This window comes from Serratia sp. NPDC078593 (genome assembly GCF_050268245.1).
Taxonomy (GTDB): Bacteria; Pseudomonadota; Gammaproteobacteria; order Enterobacterales; family Enterobacteriaceae; genus JBNNGK01.
Genome location: NZ_JBNNGK010000007.1, coordinates 58409 through 78035, shown reverse-complemented (window position 1 = coordinate 78035; position 19627 = coordinate 58409). Strand labels below are relative to the sequence as shown.

Here is a 19627-nt window from a genome sequence, read left to right as displayed (position 1 = left end):
AATTGGCGAGGTGGATATGATTATCCAGGAAACGCTTAAGTTTGTGGTTGATATATTAAAGGTGCCATCGATATTGGTGGGGTTAATTGCACTCATTGGACTGCTGGCGCAAAAGAAATCCTTTTCTGATGTGGTGAAGGGAACGGTTAAAACCATTCTTGGGTTTATTGTTCTCGGCGGCGGTGCAACGGTATTAGTCAGTTCGCTGAATCCGTTAGGGGGAATGTTTGAACACGCTTTCAATATTCAGGGCATTATCCCGAATAATGAAGCGATCGTTTCTATTGCGTTGGAGAAATATGGCGCATCGACGGCGTTGATCATGGCCTTTGGCATGGTAGCCAATATCGTGGTGGCACGCTTTACCCGCTTGAAATACATCTTTCTCACCGGCCATCACACCTTTTATATGGCCTGCATGATTAGCATCATTCTTTCGGTCGCCGGTTTTGATGGTACAGCGCTGGTCTTTACCGGTGCCTTGACACTGGGCTTGGTGATGGCGTTCTTCCCGGCGATTGCCCAACGTTATATGCGGCGTATCACTGGCAACGACGATATCGCTTTCGGCCATTTTGGCACTTTGGGGTATGTGCTTTCCGGCTGGATCGGCACGTGCGTGGGGAAAAACTCGCGTTCTACCGAAGAAATGAACCTGCCGAAGAACCTGAGCTTTCTGCGTGACAGCTCCATCTCCATTTCGATGACCATGATCATTATCTATCTGATTTTGGCGATCAGTGCGGGGCAGGCCTATGTAGAAAGCGAACTAAGCGGCGGACAAAACTATCTGGTGTACTCGATTATTCAAGCGATTACCTTCGCGGCTGGGGTGTTCATCATTCTGCAAGGGGTGCGGCTGATTCTGGCAGAGATCGTGCCTGCGTTTACCGGGTTCTCTGAAAAGCTGGTGCCGAATGCCCGTCCGGCGCTGGATTGCCCGGTGGTGTATCCGTATGCGCCCAACGCGGTGCTGATTGGCTTTCTGTTCAGCTTCCTCGGCGGATTAGTGGGGTTGTTCCTGTTAGGGCAGATGAAGTGGGTGCTGATCTTGCCTGGGGTGGTACCGCACTTCTTTACCGGCGCTACCGCCGGGGTGTTTGGCAACGCAACCGGTGGGCGACGTGGCGCGATGCTGGGCGCTTTTGCCAATGGCCTGTTGATTACCTTCTTGCCGATGATGCTGTTACCGGTGTTGGGGGCGCTGGGCTTTGCTAATACCACCTTCTCGGATGCCGATTTTGGGGTGTTGGGCATCGTACTCGGTAATATGGCGCGTTTCCTCAATAAAGAAATGATCATGCTGGTGATTGTTGCCCTCTTTGCACTGCTGGTTGCGCATAACTTCCTGGGAAAACGCAAAGGTGCGCCTGCCCGCGATCGCGTTGAAAAATAAGTGAGGAGTCTTTGATGATGTGTGTAGATATCGGGGAAATACGCCGTTTGGCGCGTGATATTCGTGTGGAAACGCTGAAGGCGTTAACCGGGCTAGGTTTTGGCCACTATGGCGGCTGCATGTCGGTGGTGGAAACTTTGGCGGTCTTGTACGGTGGCGTGATGCGTATTGATCCCGCCGATCCCGATTGGCCGGAACGAGACTATTTCGTGCTGTCAAAAGGCCATGCGGGCCCGGCGCTATACAGTGCATTGGCCATTAAAGGCTACTTTCCGCAGGCAGAATTAAGCACGTTGAACCAAAATGGAACACGATTGCCAAGCCATCCCGATCGGTTGCGCACCCGTGGCGTCGATGCCACGACCGGGTCGCTTGGGCAGGGCGTGTCTATCGCTGCGGGCATGGCGTTGTCACATAAGCTGGCGGCAAGGCGTAACCGCGTGTTCAGTATCTTAGGTGATGGTGAATTGAATGAAGGCCAGTGCTGGGAAGCCTTTCAGTTTATCGCACACCATAATCTCAATAACCTGACGTTATTTATTGATTACAACAAACAGCAGTTGGACGGTTTGCTTGACGAGGTGATCAAACCGTTTGATCTGGCCGGTAAATTCCGTGCTTTCGGCTTTGAGGTGACCACCCTAAAAGGGGACGATATTAGCGCTCTTTATGCTGCGGTAGCCCCGGCGCGTAGCGGCGTACAACGGCCGCTGGTGGTGATCCTTGACAGCATTAAAGGGCAGGGCGTGGCTTATCTTGAACAATTAACCAATTCACATCACCTGCGGCTGACGCCGGAAGTTCAGTCGCAAATTGAACACGCTATCGCCGAATTGGAGGCCGCTCATGTTTAATGTGGAAGCGCCGCTGGAAAAAGACAGCGTAGAAATGCGCAAGGTTTACGCCGGTTTTATACGCAGCCAGATTGATGCCGGGCAGCCGATCATTGCGCTGGAAGCCGATTTGATGAGCTCGATGGCGATGGACGGTGTCCATCACGATCATCCCGAGTTCGTGATCAATTGCGGCATTATGGAGGCCAATGTGATTGGCGTTTCCGCCGGGCTAGCACTGACCGGACGTGTTCCGTTTGTGCACACCTTTACGGCTTTCGCCAGTCGCCGTTGTTTCGATCAGTTGTTTATGTCGCTGGATTACCAACGTAATAACGTCAAGGTCATTGCTTCTGACGCTGGCGTGACGGCCTGTCATAACGGCGGCACGCATATGTCTTTTGAGGATATGGGCATTGTGCGCGGTCTGGCACATTCAGTGGTGCTGGAGGTTACCGATGCCACGATGTTCGCCGATATTTTGCAACAGCTGACAACGTTGGAAGGCTTCTATTGGGTACGAACGATCCGTAAACAGGCGACGCGGATTTATCAGGACGGTGCACGCTTTACCATCGGGAAAGGCAACGTATTGCGCGATGGTGATGATATTACCCTGATCGCCAATGGCATCATGGTGGCGGAAGCACAAGAGGCGGCGCAGATGTTGGCGCGTGAGGGCATCAGTGCGGCAGTGATCGATATGTTTACCCTGAAACCGATCGATCGCGAACTGATCAAAACCTACGCAGCAAAAACCGGGCGCATTGTGACCTGTGAAAATCACAGTATCCATAATGGGCTGGGATCGGCCGTGGCGGAGGTGCTGGTGGAGGAATGCCCGGTACCGATGCGGCGCGTCGGTGTACATGAGCGATACGGCCAGGTGGGAACCCAAGCATTTTTACAACAAGAGTATGGCCTGACGGCCGAGCATATTCTGGAGGCCGTCAAACAGCTATTGGTTTAAGGCCCGAACGGTTCCGCAAGCAATAAAAAAGCCGGTCAATGACCGGCTTGGGATTGATAAAATATCATCTGATGGCCCGAGATACTCGGGCTTAGCATCGCGAGGGGCGTTCCGGTGGCTTACGCCACTACGACCCCATCGCCACGCTCTCCCTAATAACGGGCTTTATCGCTGCCCAGAAGCCGGTCAATGACCGGCTTTTTGCCGAGGGGGATTACGCGTTTGCTGTACCATCAGCCTGTGAAGACTGAATGGCGGTCAGCGCGACGGTGTAGACGATATCGTCAACCAATGCACCGCGTGACAGGTCGTTGACCGGCTTGCGCATACCTTGCAGCATCGGGCCAATGGAAACCAGATCGGCCGAGCGCTGTACCGCTTTGTAGGTGGTGTTACCGGTGTTCAGGTCTGGGAAGATGAACACCGTAGCCTGGCCTGCAACCGGTGAGTTCGGCGCTTTGGATTTGGCCACGTCAGCCATAATAGCGGCGTCGTATTGCAGTGGGCCGTCAATGATCAGATCAGGACGTTTTTCCTGCGCCAGACGGGTTGCTTCTCGCACTTTTTCTACGTCGCTACCTGCGCCGGAAGTCCCGGTCGAGTAGGAGATCATCGCCACACGCGGTTCGATACCGAATGCCGCTGCGGAGTCCGCAGACTGGATAGCGATTTCAGACAGCTGTTCTGCCGTTGGATCTGGGTTGATCGCACAGTCACCGTAAACCAGAACCTGGTCAGGCAGCAGCATGAAGAACACGGAAGACACCAGCGAACTGCCCGGTGCGGTTTTGATCAACTGCAACGGTGGGCGAATGGTATTCGCGGTGGTGTGAACCGCGCCGGAAACCAAACCGTCAACTTCGCCTTTTTCCAGCATCAAGGTGCCGAGCACCACGTTGTCTTCCAGCTGTTCACGGGCGACCACTTCGGTCATGCCTTTGTTTTTACGCAGTTCAACCAGACGTGGCACATAGTTTTCACGTACGGCGACAGGGTCGACGATTTCAATGCCTTTGCCTAACTCAACGCCTTGCGCTGCGGCAACGCGTTGGATTGCATCCGGGTTACCAAGTAGTACACATTCAGCGATACCGCGCTCGGCACAGATGGCTGCCGCTTTGACGGTACGTGGCTCGTCGCCTTCTGGCAGCACGATGCGCTTGCCTGCTTTACGTGCCAACTCGGTCAGCTCGTAGCGGAATGCTGGTGGAGACAGGCGACGTGAGCGCTCAGAGGTTGCCGTCAGGGATTCGATCCACTCTGCATTGATGTGGCTGGCGACGTAGTTCTGCACTTTTTCGATGCGCTGATGGTCGTCAGACGGCACTTCAAGGTTAAAGCTTTGCAGGCTCAGCGAGGTCTGCCAGGTGTTGGTATCGACTATGAAGACCGGCAGGCCGGTTTCAAATGCACGATCGCACAGTTTTCTGATCGGCGCATCGATTTCATAGCCGCCAGTTAACAGAATGGCACCGATCTCCACGCCATTCATGGCAGCCAGACAGGCTGAAACCAGCACGTCAGGACGGTCCGCAGAGGTTACCAGCAGTGAGCCTGGGCGGAAGTGTTCCAACATATGCGGAATGCTGCGTGCGCAGAACGTCACAGACTTCACGCGGCGAGTCATAATATCGCCTTCGTTAACCACGCGCGCTTTTAAATGGCGCGCCATATCGATGGCGCGAGTTGCGATCAGATCGAAGCTCCACGGTACGCAGCCCAGCACCGGCAGCGGGCTGTTGGCGAACAGCTGTGCAGGATCAATGTGGGTCACGCTGGCTTTGGTCGAGTCATCAAAAATCTCTGACAGATCGGGGCGAGTGCGGCCCTGATCGTCAACCGGTGCATTCAATTTGTTAATGATCACGCCGGTGATATTTTTGTTCTTGCTGCCGCCAAAGCTGGTGCGTGCCAGTTCGATACGTTCTTTCAACTGTGCTGGCGAATCATTACCCAACGCCAGTACGAAGACGATTTCGGCATTCAATGTTTTGGCAATTTCATAGTTCAGCGCGTTAGCGAACTGATGTTTACGCGTTGGCACCAAGCCTTCGATCAGGACCACTTCCGCATCTTTGGTGTTTTCGTGGTAACGGGCCACGATTTCTTCCATCAGCACGTCTTGCTGGTTAGAGCTCAACAAGCCCTCAACATAGCTCATGCGCAGCGGTTCGGCTGCTGGGATGGTGGAGTTGCTGCGGATGATGGTGGTGGTTTGGTCAAGCGTATCGCCGCCGGTACGTGGCTGGGCGATAGGTTTGAACACGCTCAGACGAACGCCTTTTTGCTCCATTGAGCGGATGACACCCAGGCTAACGCTGGTCAGGCCGACGCTGGTGCCTGTTGGGATCAACATGATTGTACGTGACACAGAATAGTCCTCTTCACGATTATTATGAGGCAGTAGCCAAATCAGTGAGATTGCAGCGGGTGGCGACACGTCGGGTGCCTCAGGAATTTAGCGGACTAAATGATGAGGGAGAATACGTGCGTGCCGGCAACGCGGCTGCAGCTTCAAATACTCTGGCTAAAATGACACCGCCAGCCGGAGCTGACGGTGTAACAAGCATTACGCGGTCAGACGGGCTGCGTCTTGCGCGATGACCAACTCTTCATTGGTCGGAATTACCAGTGCCAGACGGCTACCGTCTTTGGTGATGGCACCGGATTTGCCGAAGCGAGCGGCCATGTTGCGTTCGTGGTCAATTTCAAAGCCCAGCAGGCCCAGTTTGTCCAAGGTCAGTTCACGAACCATACCGGCGTTTTCACCGATACCGCCGGTGAAGATCACGGCGTCCAGACGGCCATCCATCAGGGCGCTGTATGCACCGATGTATTTAGCCAGACGGTGGCAGAACACGTCCATTGCGCGTTTGGCGTCAGCTTTGGTGTCGTAGTTGTCTTCCACGTAGCGGCAATCGCTGGTGACTTCGGTCAAGCCCAGCAGGCCGGATTCTTTGGTCAGCAGTTTGTTGATTTGATCAACGCTCATCCCCAGAGAATCGTGCAGGTGGAAGATAATGGCCGGATCGATGTCACCGCTGCGGGTGCCCATCACTAGCCCTTCCAGCGGGGTCAGACCCATTGAGGTGTCCACGCATTTGCCGTTGCGCACTGCGGTTACGGAGCCGCCGTTGCCCAGGTGGCAAGTGATAACGTTAACCTCTTCCACCGGCTTGTTCAGCAATTTGGCGGCTTCTTGTGTCACGAAGAAGTGGCTGGTGCCGTGCGCGCCATAGCGACGAACGCCGTGGTCGCGATACAGGCTGTACGGCAGGGCGTACAGATAAGATTCTTCCGGCATAGTCTGATGGAATGCGGTATCGAATACGGCAACGTTTTTATCCGCCAGGTTAGGGAAGGATTTCAGTGCTTCTGCGATGCCGATCAGGTGTGCAGGGTTATGCAGTGGTGCAAATGGCACCGAATCTTTGATACCCTGAAGCACTTCATCGTTGATCAGTGCAGATGCGGTGAACTTCTCGCCGCCGTGCACGATACGGTGGCCGATAGCGGTCAGTTGTGCGGAAAGCTCTGGTTTTTGTGCCAGAATAGTATTAACAATAAAGTTCAGCGCTTCGCTGTGGGCTGCACCGGCACCGAGTGCCGCTTCTTGTTTGCCGCCGTCCATTTTCCACTTGATACGGGCTTCAGGCAGATGGAAGCATTCGGCCAAACCAGAGAGATGTTCTTCACCGTTGGCTGCATCAATGATGGCGAATTTCAGAGAAGAACTGCCGCAGTTAAGGACCAGTACTAGCTTACTCGACATGGAAGTACCTACTTATAGTTCGTGTTGTTAAAGGAAGACCCAAACACGTGGTGAATTAATCGTCAATCAGACAACAAGCGTAGCGCATAATGCCGTTGACATTTATGATTAACATCATGTGAGACACATAAATTACATGATGATGAAAAAACCGATGATTTCTCACGGTTTAAGAAATCTTGATTTTATAGGGCTAAAAGTTGACAGATTCACCGTCTTCTTCTAACGGCCAAAAGGCCGGCTTAGGATACCGATAGCCCGCAGCAAACACAAAATAAATTTAAAGCTTCAAATTTTTTAGTAGTGTGTTTGGCTGAGACTCTCTTTTTTGTTGACGTAGAGGTACGCGATGACGAGCAAACCGTCCGGTTCCGTAAGTTGGTTTCAGATATTCCAACGCGGGCAACACTATATGAAAACCTGGCCGTCCGACAAACGTCTGGCGCCGGTGTTTCCAGAAAATCGCATTGCGCGCGCTACTCGTTTTTCCATCCGTTTTATGCCGCCGTTGGCGGTCTTCACGCTGACTTGGCAAATTGCTTTGGGTGGCCAGCTTGGCCCGGCGATTGCCACTGCGTTGTTTGCCTGTAGCCTGCCGATGCAAGGTTTGTGGTGGTTAGGCCGCCGTTCGGTAACGCCGTTGCCGCCGACGCTGCTAGGTTGGTTCCATGAAGTGCGAAACAAACTGGCACAAGCCGGACAGGCGCAAGCGCCGATTGAGGGCACGCCAACCTATCAAGCGTTGGCCGATCTGCTCAAGCGCGCGTTTAAGCAGTTGGATAAAACCTTCCTTGACGACTTATGAGACAAAAAACGGGCGCTGTTGCTGAGCGTCCGTTGATTGATCTGCTAATAACACCGGTTTAAATCAAAGAACGGTCGAGTAGTGATTTCCTGCGAAATTGCGCTGTGCGATGCTCTCGTCATCATACAGAAATCAGGAAATCACCATGGAAATGACCAACGCTCAACGTTTGATTTTGTCGAACCAGTACAAAATGATGACCATGCTCGATCCCGACAATGCCGATCGCTATCGTCGGCTGCAAACCATTATTGAGCGCGGTTTCGGCCTGCAAATGCGTGAGCTAGACCGAGATTTTGGAGAACTGAGTGAAGACGTGTGTCGCACCATCATCAATATCATGGAAATGCATCATGCCTTGCAAGTGTCGTGGGAAAATCTGAAAGAGAGGCAAGGGATTGAGGTTCGCCGTTTGGCATTCCTTGGGTTCGATGCGGCGACCGAAGCGCGTTACCTGAGCTATGTGCGTTTCTTGGTCAGTACCGAGGGGCGTTATACGCATTTCGATTCCGGCAGTCATGGCTTCAATGCGCAAACTAAAATGTGGGAAAAGTACCAGCGTATGCTGGCGATTTGGTTATCTTGCCCACGGCAATATCATCTGAGCGCCGTTGAGATCGCGCAAATTATTAATGCTTGATTAAAAAGAGGTTTCCCGTGGAGTGTAAAGGTTTTCTATTCGACCTGGATGGCACGTTAGTGGATTCTTTGCCTGTGGTGGAGCGCGCCTGGACGCATTGGGCCGAGCGCCGCGGCGTCAATCCGCAGGAGGTGCTGGACTTTATTCATGGTAAACAGGCCATTACCTCGTTACGTCATTTTATGCCGGGTGAAAGCGAAGCCGAAATTCAGCATGAACACGATTTGCTGGAACAGGTAGAAGCGCAGGATACCGACGGCGTGCGGGCGTTGCCGGGGGCGGTGGCCTTGCTGGCACGCCTCAACAGCTTGGGCATTCCTTGGGCCATTGTCACCTCCGGCTCGATTCCTGTCGCTACGGCACGCCGAGCCGCCGCGGGCTTGCCAGAACCGGAAGTGTTCATTACCGCTGAGCAGGTCGAACACGGGAAGCCGCAGCCAGATGCCTATCTGCTGGGGGCTGAGCGCCTTGGTTTAGCACCGCAGGCGTGTGTGGTGGTAGAGGATGCCGCGGCCGGGATTCTTTCTGGTTTGGCGGCGGGATGCCAGGTCATTGCGGTCAATGCGCCAAGTGATGCGCCCAAACTCGACCGCGTAAATATGATCCTGACGTCACTGGAGCAGTTCCAGGTTAACTCAACGCCACACGGTGCCCGTATCGAAAGAATCGCGTAACCGCCGTTTTCTGCTGCCAAATTGATTAGACCCCGCATAGGCGGGGTTTTTTTATGCTAATTTCTAAGCTTTTAGACCGTCGGGGGCGTGAGGGCGTTTTGAACAGCGAATTACTGTGGGTGTTGTGTCTGTTGCTGATTGCCATCGTATTGTTCACGACCAATAAGTTGCGAATGGACGTCGTGGCGCTGCTGGTGATTATCGCATTCGTGCTGAGCGGCACGTTAACGCTGTCAGAGGCGACCGTTGGGTTCAGCGACCCAAACGTGATTCTGATCGCGGCGTTGTTTGTGATTGGTGAAGGGTTGGTGCGCACCGGCGTGGCCTATCAGGTTGGCGATTGGCTGGTTAAGGTCGCGGGCAGCAGCGAAACCAAAATGTTGGCGTTGCTGATGATCACCGTTGCCGGATTGGGGGCCTTTATGAGCTCGACCGGCGTTGTGGCGATTTTTATCCCCGTCGTGTTGAGCGTGGCGGCGCGCATGAAAACCCCGCCAGGACGGCTGATGATGCCACTCAGTTTTGCCGGGTTGATCAGTGGCATGATGACCTTGGTTGCGACGCCGCCCAATATGGTGGTGAACAGCGAACTGGTGCGTGAAGGTATCCATGGTTTTGGTTTTTTCGGCGTCACGCCGATTGGCATGATTGTGTTGGCATTGGGCGTCGCTTATATGCTGGTGGCGCGCCGTTGGCTCGGTAAAGACGAAGTAGAGAGTAGTAAAGCGTCGTGGCAGCGGCGCACGTTTCGCGATTTGATTCGTGATTATAAACTGACGGGGCGCGCCAGGCGTCTGGCGATCCGCAGTGGTTCGCCATTGATTGGCCGCTCATTAGATGAGTTGCATCTGCGCGCCCGTTACGGCGCTAACGTGGTGGGTATCGAACGCTGGAAGCGTTTTCGGCGGATTATGGTGAGTGCGTCAGGCAGTACGGAACTGCGCGAGCGCGATGTTTTGCTGATTGATATGTCGGATAGCGACGTCGATCTGCGAGAATTTTGCAGTGAACAGCAATTAGAACCGATGGTACTGCGCGGCGATTATTTTTCTGAGCAATCGCGCAATGTCGGCATGGCAGAAGTATCGCTGATTCCTGATTCCGCCCTGCTGGGTAAAAGCCTGCGAGACGCAGCGTTTCGCAGCCGATACGATCTTAACGTGGTCGGTCTGCGGCGCAACGGTGATATTTTACCGGGTAAATTGGTGGATGAGCCGCTGGCGCTGGGTGATATTTTGCTGGTCATCGGTGATTGGAAGGCTATCCGACAACTTCAGCTTAAAACCCATGATTTCATCGTACTTAATCTGCCGGCAGAGGTGGATGAAGTCGCTCCGGCCATCACGCAGGCACCGCATGCGCTATTTTGTCTGGCGCTGATGGTCGCGATGATGTTGACCGATGAAGTCCCTAACCCGATTGCGGCACTGATCGCCTGTTTGTTGATGGGCAAATTCCGCTGTATTGATATGGAAAGTGCCTATAAATCTATTCACTGGCCGAGCATAATTTTAATTGTCGGCATGATGCCATTTGCTCAAGCGTTGCAAAAAACCGGCGGGGTGGATTTGATTGTGCGCGGGTTGATGGATGTCGCGGGGGGGATGGGCCCCAGAGTGATGCTGGTCTGTTTGTTTGTGCTGTGCGCCAGCATCGGGTTGTTTATCTCCAATACGGCGACCGCGGTGTTGATGGCACCGATTGCTATCGCCGCCGCGCGCGAAATGGGCGTGTCGCCGTATCCCTTTGCGATGATTATTGCGATTGCCGCTTCGGCGGCGTTTATGACGCCGGTTTCTTCACCGGTGAATACCTTGGTATTAGGGCCGGGGAATTATAAATTCGGCGATTTTGTGCGCATGGGCGTGCCATTTACCGTTTTGGTGATGGTGGTCAGTGTGATTGTGGTGCCGTGGTTGTATGCATTTTAATGGCGCAGCCTGCTGCGCCATGTTCATTGACTATTATAAGGTGCTATCCAGACTGATTTCATCTAACGACAGGCTGAAACTGGGAATAAATACCGCCATGAAATACGCCATTTCGGGGCTGTTGCGTAGCTGTAAGGTTTTCTCCAGACGCGCTTTCGCCAGTTTGAATTCATTATTGCCAGCGGATAACTCCTCAAGACACTTTAGGTAAGCGCACAGCGCATCGGCTTGTTTTACCACCAACTTCTCGTCCTCAGTGTAATAATGTTCGTCGAGGATTGAACGAAAGTCGTTGCGTAATTCTTCTGGGATCATTTCCAGCAGCTTCTGCTGGGCAATCTTTTCGATTTTCTTATATTCGTGGGCAATCTGCGGGTTGTAATATTTGATCGGGGTTGGCATATCGCCGGTAATCACTTCGCTGGCATCATGGTACATCGCCAGCAGCGCAACGCGATCGGCGCTCACGTTGCCATTGAATTTCCGGTTCTTGATCACCGCTAGCGCATGGGCGACGAACGCGACCTGTAGACTGTGCTCGGAAACGTTCTCGGTACGTACGTTACGCATCAGTGGCCAGCGATTGATTAATTTCAGACGGGACAGGTGGGCAAAGAAATGGCTCTGGCTCATGGTGCTCTCTCTACGGCGGCAAGTGAGACGTCTATTGTGAGCAGTGTGGGCGGGTTATGCAAATAACCTTCGTGCTGTATGCGGTCTGTTGTCGATAGCTGTGACCCCATAACCTATCCGTGTGTTATAGGGGCGGCGGGATAACCGCAACCTGCGTTCAAGCCCGTTCCCGACGGCGTGCCATCCCGGTCACATCGCTATGTCTGTTCCCGGGAGTGTGCGTAGTTGAGGTTGGCAGGCAACACAAATTCGTTCGGTTGGGTGAGCGCGTATTTATGCTACTGACGGTAGCCTTCCAAGAAGCGCCCCAACTTACCGACGGCCATTTCTAATTCGTCAACGCGCGGCAGGGTAACGATACGGACATGGTCTGGATACGGCCAGTTAAATGCACTGCCTTGCACCAACAGCACTTTTTCTTGCAACAACAGATCTAAAACCAGTTTCTGATCGTCGTGGATATTAAAGCGCTTGGCATCAATACGGGGGAACATGTACAGCGCACCCTGTGGTTTTACGCAGGAAACGCCCGGAATATCGTTGAGTAATTCCCAGGTACGGTTGCGTTGTTCATACAAACGGCCGCCCGGCAGAATAAATTCGCTAATGCTTTGATAACCACCGAGCGCGGTTTGAATCGCGTGTTGCATCGGCACGTTGGCGCACAACCGCATCGAGGCCAGCATTTCTAACCCTTCGATATAGCCTTTAGCGTGTTTCTTCGGCCCATTAAGCACCATCCAACCCTGACGGAAACCGGCGACGCGGTAGGTTTTGGACAGGCCATTGAACGTCACGGTCAGCAGATCCGGTGCCAAGGTGGCAATGGAAATGTGTTGTGCTTCGTCGTAAAGAATTTTGTCGTAGATCTCATCGGCAAAGATGATCAGATTATGTTGGCGGGCAATCTCGACGATTTGTTCCAGCAGTTCTTTACTGTAGACCGCCCCAGTTGGGTTGTTTGGGTTGATGATCACGATGCCCCGCGTACGCGGTGTGATCTTACTACGGATATCATCGAGATCGGGGAACCAGCCGGACTCTTCATCACACAGATAATGCACCGCTTTGCCGCTAGACAGCGATACTGCTGCGGTCCAAAGTGGGTAATCCGGCGCTGGCACCAGCATTTCGTCACCGCTGTTCAGCAGCGCTTGCATGGATTGCACAATCAGTTCGGAAACACCATTACCAATGTAGATATCCTCAACGGAAACGTCGCGCATGCCACGTGCCTGATAGTGCTGCATGATCGCTTTACGTGCCGAGTAGAGCCCTTTGGAATCACAATAGCCTTGCGCCGTCGGCAGATTGCGAATCACATCGACCAGAATCTCATCCGGGGCGTCAAAACCGAACGGTGCAGGGTTGCCAATGTTCAGTTTGAGGACTTTGTTGCCTTCTTCTTCAAGACGTTTAGCTTCTTTAAGCACCGGGCCGCGAATGTCGTAACAGACGTTGTCCAGTTTGCTGGATTTCTCAATGGGGGACATAAAAAGTTGAGCCTTTTACTGGGATAGGGCGCTCCTACCGTGGAACACCGCAATGTGCCCAATGTACTCTTGACGCCCTAGTTTTTGAAGTGTTGCGCATACCTTTGGTGCAATTGATTGCTCAGAAGCGCAAACGCCGTAATGAAATACCTGGATTAAGGTGATGATGGAATAAAACACCAGATATTCTTATTTTATCAGTATTTAAACTGGTTTGTGTTGGCCAAGGTAAACTTCCTTACCCGATAGCGCAAAAAACAACCTGGCGGTGCGTGACCTACTGCCACAAGACATCAAATTGGCGAGTAATACAGGACTAGTCCGATAGTCGTACACGCATTACAACATCACACTGTGATCAAGCAGAACCTAACATTAGAGATATTTCACTTATTAATATAAGTAAAATTTAACTTATACTGCGCCTGAGGCCGTATTTCATTGCATGAGTAATTGAATTTATTGAAGGTACTAAGGTTGGGTTAGTTGGAAAATAGATAATAGTTAACTTTTATTTCTGTATTGTGATTTTAGACATGATGTCAGCACAGTAATGAGGCGCATTTAGTGTGGTAAAACCAAGGGACGAACGAGTAAAATCTTATCCCCGCAGGTATTTAACGTTTTTAGGGTGATCTGGCGCTTTGTTAGATAAGCATTTGCGATAGATCGTATTTAAAAAAAGCGATAGAGGTAACGAAATATAAGTAATTTTTTTGCCCTCCACTTATGAGTGGGGTACTGTCATATCAGGCATCGTCCCTTTTAAACGATGCCTTAGAAATACACCAGGGTAGTTTCAAATATAGAATTTAAAAAGTGAAGAAAACACTATGACTAATGCAAATCGTCCGATACTTAATCTCGACCTCGATCTGCTAAGAACTTTTGTGGCTGTAGCTGATTTGAATACGTTTGCAGCGGCGGCCGTCGCCGTTTGCCGTACTCAATCGGCAGTCAGTCAGCAAATGCAGCGGTTAGAGCAATTGGTTGGTAAAGAGTTGTTCGCCCGTCACGGGCGCAATAAATTGTTAACCGAACATGGTATCCAACTTCTTGGCTACGCCAGGAAAATTTTACGCTTTAATGATGAAGCCTGTACTTCTCTGATGTACAACAATATTAAAGGTGTTCTGACTATTGGTGCTTCTGATGATACCGCCGATACCATCCTGCCTTTTTTGCTTAATCGTGTAACGTCGGTATACCCGAAGCTGGCTATTGATGTGCGGGTGAAACGCAGCCCATTCATGACTGACATGTTGAAGAACGGTGAAGTCGATCTGGCGATCACCACTGTTGATACTGAAGAACATTCGCATATTGTGCTGCGCACGTCACCAACGTTGTGGTATTGCGCTGCTGATTACCACTATCAACCCGGCGAGCCGATTCCCTTAGTGGTGCTGGACGAGCCGAGCGCATTCCGTACCATGGCGATAAAGCATCTGGATGAAGCCGGTATTCCGTGGCGCATTGCTTACGTTGCTTCTACGCTCTCGGCAGTCCGTGCGGCGTGTAAAGCGGGGCTGGGTATTACTGCCCAGCCAATTGAGATGATGAGCCCTGATTTACGGGTGCTGGGTGCGGCGGAAGGCCTGCCGGCATTGCCAGACACGCAGTATGCGCTGTGTAAAGATATCCAATGCGAGAACGAACTGGCGATGGCTATTTTTAGCGCGGTACAAAACGGCAATGAAGTCTACAGTTTCAGTGGCCCTGCACCTTCTGCGGAAAACGACATCTGTCCAGTCGATGAAGACGAATAACGGATAATTGCCCGGTAAAAACGTATACCCTAAATAATTCGCGTTGCAGGAAGGCGGCAAGGAAGTGAATCCCGATGAGCTTACACGGGTAAGTGATTCGGGTGAACGAGCGCAGCCAACACACATGTAACGTGAAGTATGATGGGTATGTTTGCCAATTAACGTTTTTTGTCAGATGAATGGGTATTTCCGGTTGTTACCAGCGTAACGCGGTATGAACGCGCTGTGAATGGCCGGGTCAGGGGGTAAATGCCCCCTGGCAATCTATCCCCTGACCACACTCAGGCGTTGCCTGTGCCAACGGTTGGTAGCGCTTCCCTGCATATTCGGATTGGCTGCAAAAGCGAGCCAGTTTGTCTCACCTATAAACGCCACTCAAGGCGCGTTCTTGGTAACGCCTTTCCAGCCGATTTTTGCCATCCGTAATGGTTCATTCCGTTTCATTGTTGCTGCATGTAAAACATGCAATGCAGGCCGGGCATGCCCGGCCACTACGGAGAACCGATGTTAAACAACCAGTTGGCAAATACCCTGTACATCCCCGTAGGGGCGTGGCATGCCGCGCCCGGAGGCTCACCGTGACTGCATGTAAAACATGTAATGCAGGCCGGGCATGCCCGGCCACTACGGTGAACTGATGTCAAACCAGCGGTTGGCAAATACTCTGCACATCCCCGTAGGGGCGTGGCCTGCCGCGCCCGGAGGCTCACCGTGGCTGCATGAAAACATGTAATGCAGGCCGGGCATGCCCGGCCACTACGGTGAGCTGATGTTAAACCAGCAGTTGGCAAACACCCCGCATATCCCCGTAGGGGCGTGGCATGCCGCGCCCGGAGGCTCACCGTGGCTGCATGAAAACATGCAATGCAGGCTGTGCATGCCCGGCCACTACGGAGAACCGATGTTAAGCAACCGGTGGGCAAATACCCAGTACATCCCCGTAGGGGCGTGGCCTGCCGCGCCCGTCAATTTCGTGCCGATTTAACGGAACACCATGGCGGATTCGCTACGGATTATTGATCCTATCGACACTAAATGAACATTTATTGCTATTTCGAAGGGTTTTGTTTACGAGCTCGCTATTTGTTTCGCTTTTCTTTGTGGTAACTGCCTAGACTCAGTCATAAAAAACTGTTTTGCTGTTTTTTTGAACTTATCGATGAAAGGCTAACTTCCCAATAAAGAGGGAGGTATTTTTAGTCTACTTTGTATGGTTGTTTTTTGAGCAAAAATTGACAAGGATTGTAAAGAGCCACACTTTTTTTGAGGTTTTTTGCTGAAAACGTGTCCTAGATCAAAAAAATACCCCTAGCTAGTGAGTGGAAGAACAGGTATTTCCTGCGAGAATGGTATAGTAAAACTGAAATGTGGATATTGGTTTATATCTGCCTGTTTCTACACGGCAAATGACTGACACGATTTAGCCCCAGTTTGGCGCATCAAATGTTAATAAAATGCTGTGTTTGTAAACTAGTGTGTAGATACTTTTGTCAAAGTTGACAAAAGGTTATGAAAAGGAGTAAAAAGCCCGCAGTAAAAACGCTGCTAAATGAATTGTAAAGCAGTTTGTTTTGTAAGGTTATTTATCCTTCCCTTAAATCGATGTGGTGCAGGAACTGCCGTCATAAGAGCAGAACGATCGACGCCACTTTTGATGAGTAAGCATAGAGTATGTCAACAACCACTGAAGTTATCGCTCATCACTGGGCGCTCGCCGTATTTCTTGTCATGGCCATCGGGCTGTGTGGCTTCATGCTGCTCGGGGCGTTCTTCCTGGGCGGAAGGGCTCGGGCGCGTGCCAAAAATACCCCATATGAATCAGGGATTGACTCGGTAGGCTCGGCGCGTATGCGTCTGTCCGCCAAGTTCTACCTGGTTGCCATGTTCTTCGTCATTTTCGATGTTGAAGCCTTATATCTTTACGCCTGGTCGGTCTCTATTCGTGAGAGCGGCTGGTTAGGCTTTATCGAAGCCGCCATTTTCATTTTGGTGCTATTGGCAGGTTTGGTTTATCTGGTGCGTGTCGGCGCATTGGACTGGACGCCAGCGCGTTCCCAGCGTCAGAGCAAGCCGGGCAAAATCACTAAAGCCACCAACAGTCATCCGCAGTAATTCATTTGTGGTTTAAAACGAGGCATTAAGATGGACTATACGCTCACCCGCATAGACCCGAACGGTGAGAACGACCGTTACCCCCTGCAAAAACAGGAGATCGTTGCCGATCCTCTGGAACAGCAGGTTCACCGCACGGTTTACATGGGTAAACTCGAACATGCATTGCATGACATGGTGAACTGGGGGCGTAAAAACTCTCTTTGGCCGTATAACTTCGGCCTTTCGTGCTGTTATGTGGAAATGGTGACCTCGTTTACCGCCGTTCATGACGTCGCACGTTTTGGTGCGGAAGTTCTGCGCGCCTCACCACGTCAGGCTGACTTTATGGTTGTTGCTGGCACCTGTTTTACCAAAATGGCACCGGTTATTCAGCGCCTGTATGAGCAAATGCTTGAGCCAAAATGGGTTATTTCCATGGGCGCATGCGCTAACTCCGGTGGTATGTACGATATTTATTCTGTGGTGCAGGGCGTGGATAAATTCCTGCCGGTTGACGTTTATATCCCAGGCTGCCCACCTCGCCCAGAAGCTTACATGCAAGCGCTGTTATTGTTGCAAGAATCCATCGGTAAAGAACGCCGTCCGTTGTCGTGGGTGGTGGGCGATCAAGGCGTTTACCGCGCCAACATGCAGTCGGAAAGAGAGCGTAAGCACGGTGAGCGTATCGCTGTGACTAACCTGCGGACGCCTGACGAGATTTAAGACGTTCATTTAACGTCCATCTTTGTGCGCTATTGGTTAACACAGCGAAAGTGAACTTGCAGCGATTTGACCCTTTAGTGTGGTGAAAAAATATTATGACAGATACAACGACGCACGACGCTTTGCCTGCGTGGCACACCCGCGATCATCTTGACGATCCGGTGATTGGCGAATTGCGCAACCGTTTTGGGCCGGAAGCCTTTACTGTTCAGCCCACCCGTACGGGAATGCCCGTGGTCTGGGTCAAGCCCGACCAGCTCTTGGAAGTAATGACGTTTTTGAGAAAACAACCGAAGCCGTATGTCATGCTGTACGATCTGCATGGCGTTGACGAGCGGCTTCGTACTCACCGCCAAGGGCTACCTGCGGCGGATTTTTCCGTTTTCTATCACCTGATTTCCATTGAACGTAACCGTGACATCATGCTGAAGGTCGCGCTGGCTGAAAAAGACCTGCACGTACCGACCGCTACCAAGGTATTCCCGAATGCCAACTGGTACGAGCGTGAAACCTGGGAAATGTTCGGTATCACCTTTGACGGTCACCCACATCTGACGCGCATCATGATGCCGCAGACTTGGGAAGGTCACCCGTTGCGTAAAGATTATCCGGCACGCGCCACCGAATTCGATCCGTTTGTGTTGACCAAACAGAAAGAAGATCTGGAAATGGAGTCGCTGACGTTCAAACCGGAACAGTGGGGCATGAAGCGCGGCACTGAGAACGAGGACTTTATGTTCCTCAACCTCGGCCCTAACCACCCGTCTTCGCACGGCGCGTTCCGCATTATTTTGCAATTGGACGGTGAAGAAATCGTCGATTGCGTGCCCGATGTGGGTTATCACCACCGTGGCGCAGAGAAGATGGGTGAGCGTCAGTCTTGGCACAGTTACATTCCGTACACCGACCGCATCGAGTATCTCGGGGGTTGTGTTAACGAAATGCCTTACGTGCTGGCGGTGGAAAAACTGGCTGGCATCAAAGTACCGGCGCGTGTTGATACCATCCGCGTCATGCTGTCTGAGCTGTTCCGTATTAACAGCCACCTACTGTATATCAGCACCTTTATTCAAGACGTTGGTGCCATGACGCCGGTGTTCTTCGCCTTTACCGATCGTCAGAAGATTTACGATCTGGTGGAAGCGATTACCGGTTTCCGTATGCACCCAGCCTGGTTCCGTATTGGCGGCGTGGCGCACGATCTACCACGTGGCTGGGATCGTCTGCTGCGTGAGTTCCTCGAATGGATGCCGAAGCGCCTGGATTCCTATGTCAAAGCCGCATTGCAAAACACCATCCTGAAGGGGCGCTCTGTGGGCGTTGCTTCTTATAATGCGAAAGAAGCATTGGAATGGGGGGTGACTGGGGCAGGTCTGCGCGCGACGGGCGTCGAGTTTGACGTGCGTAAATGGCGTCCGTATTCCGGCTATGAAAACTTCGATTTCGATGTGCCAATCGGCGATGGTAACAGTGACTGCTACACTCGCGTGATGCTGAAGGTAGAAGAGTTGCGCCAGAGTCTGCGCATCCTCGAACAGTGCCTGAACAACATGCCGGAAGGCCCATTCAAGGCCGACCACCCGCTGACCACACCGCCGCCGAAAGAGCGGACGTTGCAGCACATTGAAACGCTGATCACCCACTTCCTACAGGTTTCCTGGGGGCCGGTGATGCCAGCCAACGAATCATTCCAGATGGTTGAAGCCACCAAAGGGATCAACAGCTACTACCTGACCAGCGACGGCAGCACCATGAGCTATCGCACCCGGGTACGTACGCCAAGTTTTGCTCACCTGCAGCAAATCCCTGCGGTTATTCGTGGCAGCCTGGTCTCCGACCTGATCGTCTATCTGGGTAGTATCGATTTTGTAATGTCAGATGTGGACCGCTAATT

At 52.1% G+C, this 19627-nt stretch carries 15 protein-coding genes; 11 read left to right on the top strand and 4 right to left on the bottom strand.

Going from position 1 to position 19627, the window contains the following annotated elements:
* The first annotated feature begins 16 nt into the window (after window positions 1–16).
* Genes ACQKDS_RS09935 through ACQKDS_RS09925 form a run of 3 tightly spaced genes read left to right on the top strand, consistent with a single transcriptional unit; the run spans window position 17 to window position 3199 of the window.
* Window positions 17–1396, top strand: coding sequence for a PTS ascorbate transporter subunit IIC (locus ACQKDS_RS09935; RefSeq protein ID WP_399669771.1), 1380 nt, complete (start codon window positions 17–19; stop codon window positions 1394–1396).
* A 14-nt stretch (window positions 1397–1410) separates the two neighbouring features.
* Window positions 1411–2250, top strand: a complete 840-nt coding sequence (locus tag ACQKDS_RS09930) for a transketolase (protein ID WP_399669609.1) — start codon at window positions 1411–1413, stop codon at window positions 2248–2250.
* Entirely contained in the window at window positions 2243–3199 is a 957-nt protein-coding gene (locus ACQKDS_RS09925; RefSeq protein ID WP_399669611.1) for a transketolase family protein, read from the top strand. Before ACQKDS_RS09930 ends, ACQKDS_RS09925 begins: the two co-directional genes overlap by 8 nt.
* Before the next feature lie 214 nt (window positions 3200–3413).
* Here ACQKDS_RS09925 and pta read toward each other — a convergent pair whose 3' ends face one another.
* The gene (gene pta, locus ACQKDS_RS09920) at window positions 3414–5555 is read right to left on the bottom strand and encodes a phosphate acetyltransferase (RefSeq protein WP_399669773.1); all 2142 of its coding nucleotides are present in this window, start codon (window positions 5553–5555) and stop codon (window positions 3414–3416) included.
* Between the two features lie 213 nt (window positions 5556–5768).
* On the bottom strand, window positions 5769–6971 hold the full coding sequence (gene ackA / locus ACQKDS_RS09915; protein ID WP_399669614.1) for an acetate kinase: 1203 nt from the start codon (window positions 6969–6971) through the stop codon (window positions 5769–5771).
* Window positions 6972–7320: 349 nt separating this feature from the next.
* On the opposite strand from ackA, the gene yfbV reads away from it, so the two are divergent.
* The 4 genes from yfbV (at window position 7321) to ACQKDS_RS09895 (ending at window position 11021) form a co-directional block, all read left to right on the top strand.
* Entirely contained in the window at window positions 7321–7776 is a 456-nt protein-coding gene (gene yfbV / locus ACQKDS_RS09910) for a terminus macrodomain insulation protein YfbV (protein ID WP_399669616.1), read from the top strand.
* A 145-nt stretch (window positions 7777–7921) separates the two neighbouring features.
* Window positions 7922–8416 (top strand): YfbU family protein, encoded by a 495-nt coding sequence (locus ACQKDS_RS09905; protein WP_399669619.1) that lies wholly within the window; start codon window positions 7922–7924, stop codon window positions 8414–8416.
* 17 nt (window positions 8417–8433) lie between these two features.
* Window positions 8434–9090 carry a sugar phosphatase gene (locus ACQKDS_RS09900; RefSeq protein ID WP_399669622.1) on the top strand — a complete coding sequence of 219 codons (657 nt, stop codon included), beginning with the start codon at window positions 8434–8436 and terminating at the stop codon, window positions 9088–9090.
* A 98-nt stretch (window positions 9091–9188) separates the two neighbouring features.
* A complete protein-coding gene (locus ACQKDS_RS09895) occupies window positions 9189–11021 on the top strand; it encodes an SLC13 family permease (RefSeq protein WP_399669776.1) in 1833 nt (610 codons plus the stop codon).
* 33 nt (window positions 11022–11054) lie between these two features.
* Here ACQKDS_RS09895 and yfbR read toward each other — a convergent pair whose 3' ends face one another.
* On the bottom strand, window positions 11055–11654 hold the full coding sequence (yfbR, locus tag ACQKDS_RS09890) for a 5'-deoxynucleotidase (protein WP_399669625.1): 600 nt from the start codon (window positions 11652–11654) through the stop codon (window positions 11055–11057).
* 278 nt (window positions 11655–11932) lie between these two features.
* A complete protein-coding gene (locus ACQKDS_RS09885) occupies window positions 11933–13147 on the bottom strand; it encodes a pyridoxal phosphate-dependent aminotransferase (protein WP_399669628.1) in 1215 nt (404 codons plus the stop codon).
* Window positions 13148–13980: 833 nt separating this feature from the next.
* Between ACQKDS_RS09885 and lrhA the strand changes: the two genes are divergently transcribed.
* The 4 genes from lrhA to nuoC all read left to right on the top strand — a co-directional run bounded on the left by lrhA (window position 13981) and on the right by nuoC (window position 19625).
* Window positions 13981–14916, top strand: a complete 936-nt coding sequence (lrhA, locus tag ACQKDS_RS09880) for a transcriptional regulator LrhA (protein WP_399669630.1) — start codon at window positions 13981–13983, stop codon at window positions 14914–14916.
* A gap of 1671 nt (window positions 14917–16587) precedes the next feature.
* Window positions 16588–17028 (top strand): NADH-quinone oxidoreductase subunit A, encoded by a 441-nt coding sequence (locus tag ACQKDS_RS09875; protein ID WP_399669633.1) that lies wholly within the window; start codon window positions 16588–16590, stop codon window positions 17026–17028.
* Window positions 17029–17058: 30 nt separating this feature from the next.
* Entirely contained in the window at window positions 17059–17733 is a 675-nt protein-coding gene (locus tag ACQKDS_RS09870) for a NuoB/complex I 20 kDa subunit family protein (protein WP_399669636.1), read from the top strand.
* 95 nt (window positions 17734–17828) lie between these two features.
* Window positions 17829–19625, top strand: coding sequence for an NADH-quinone oxidoreductase subunit C/D (gene nuoC, locus ACQKDS_RS09865; protein WP_399669639.1), 1797 nt, complete (start codon window positions 17829–17831; stop codon window positions 19623–19625).
* Window positions 19626–19627 lie beyond the last annotated feature (2 nt).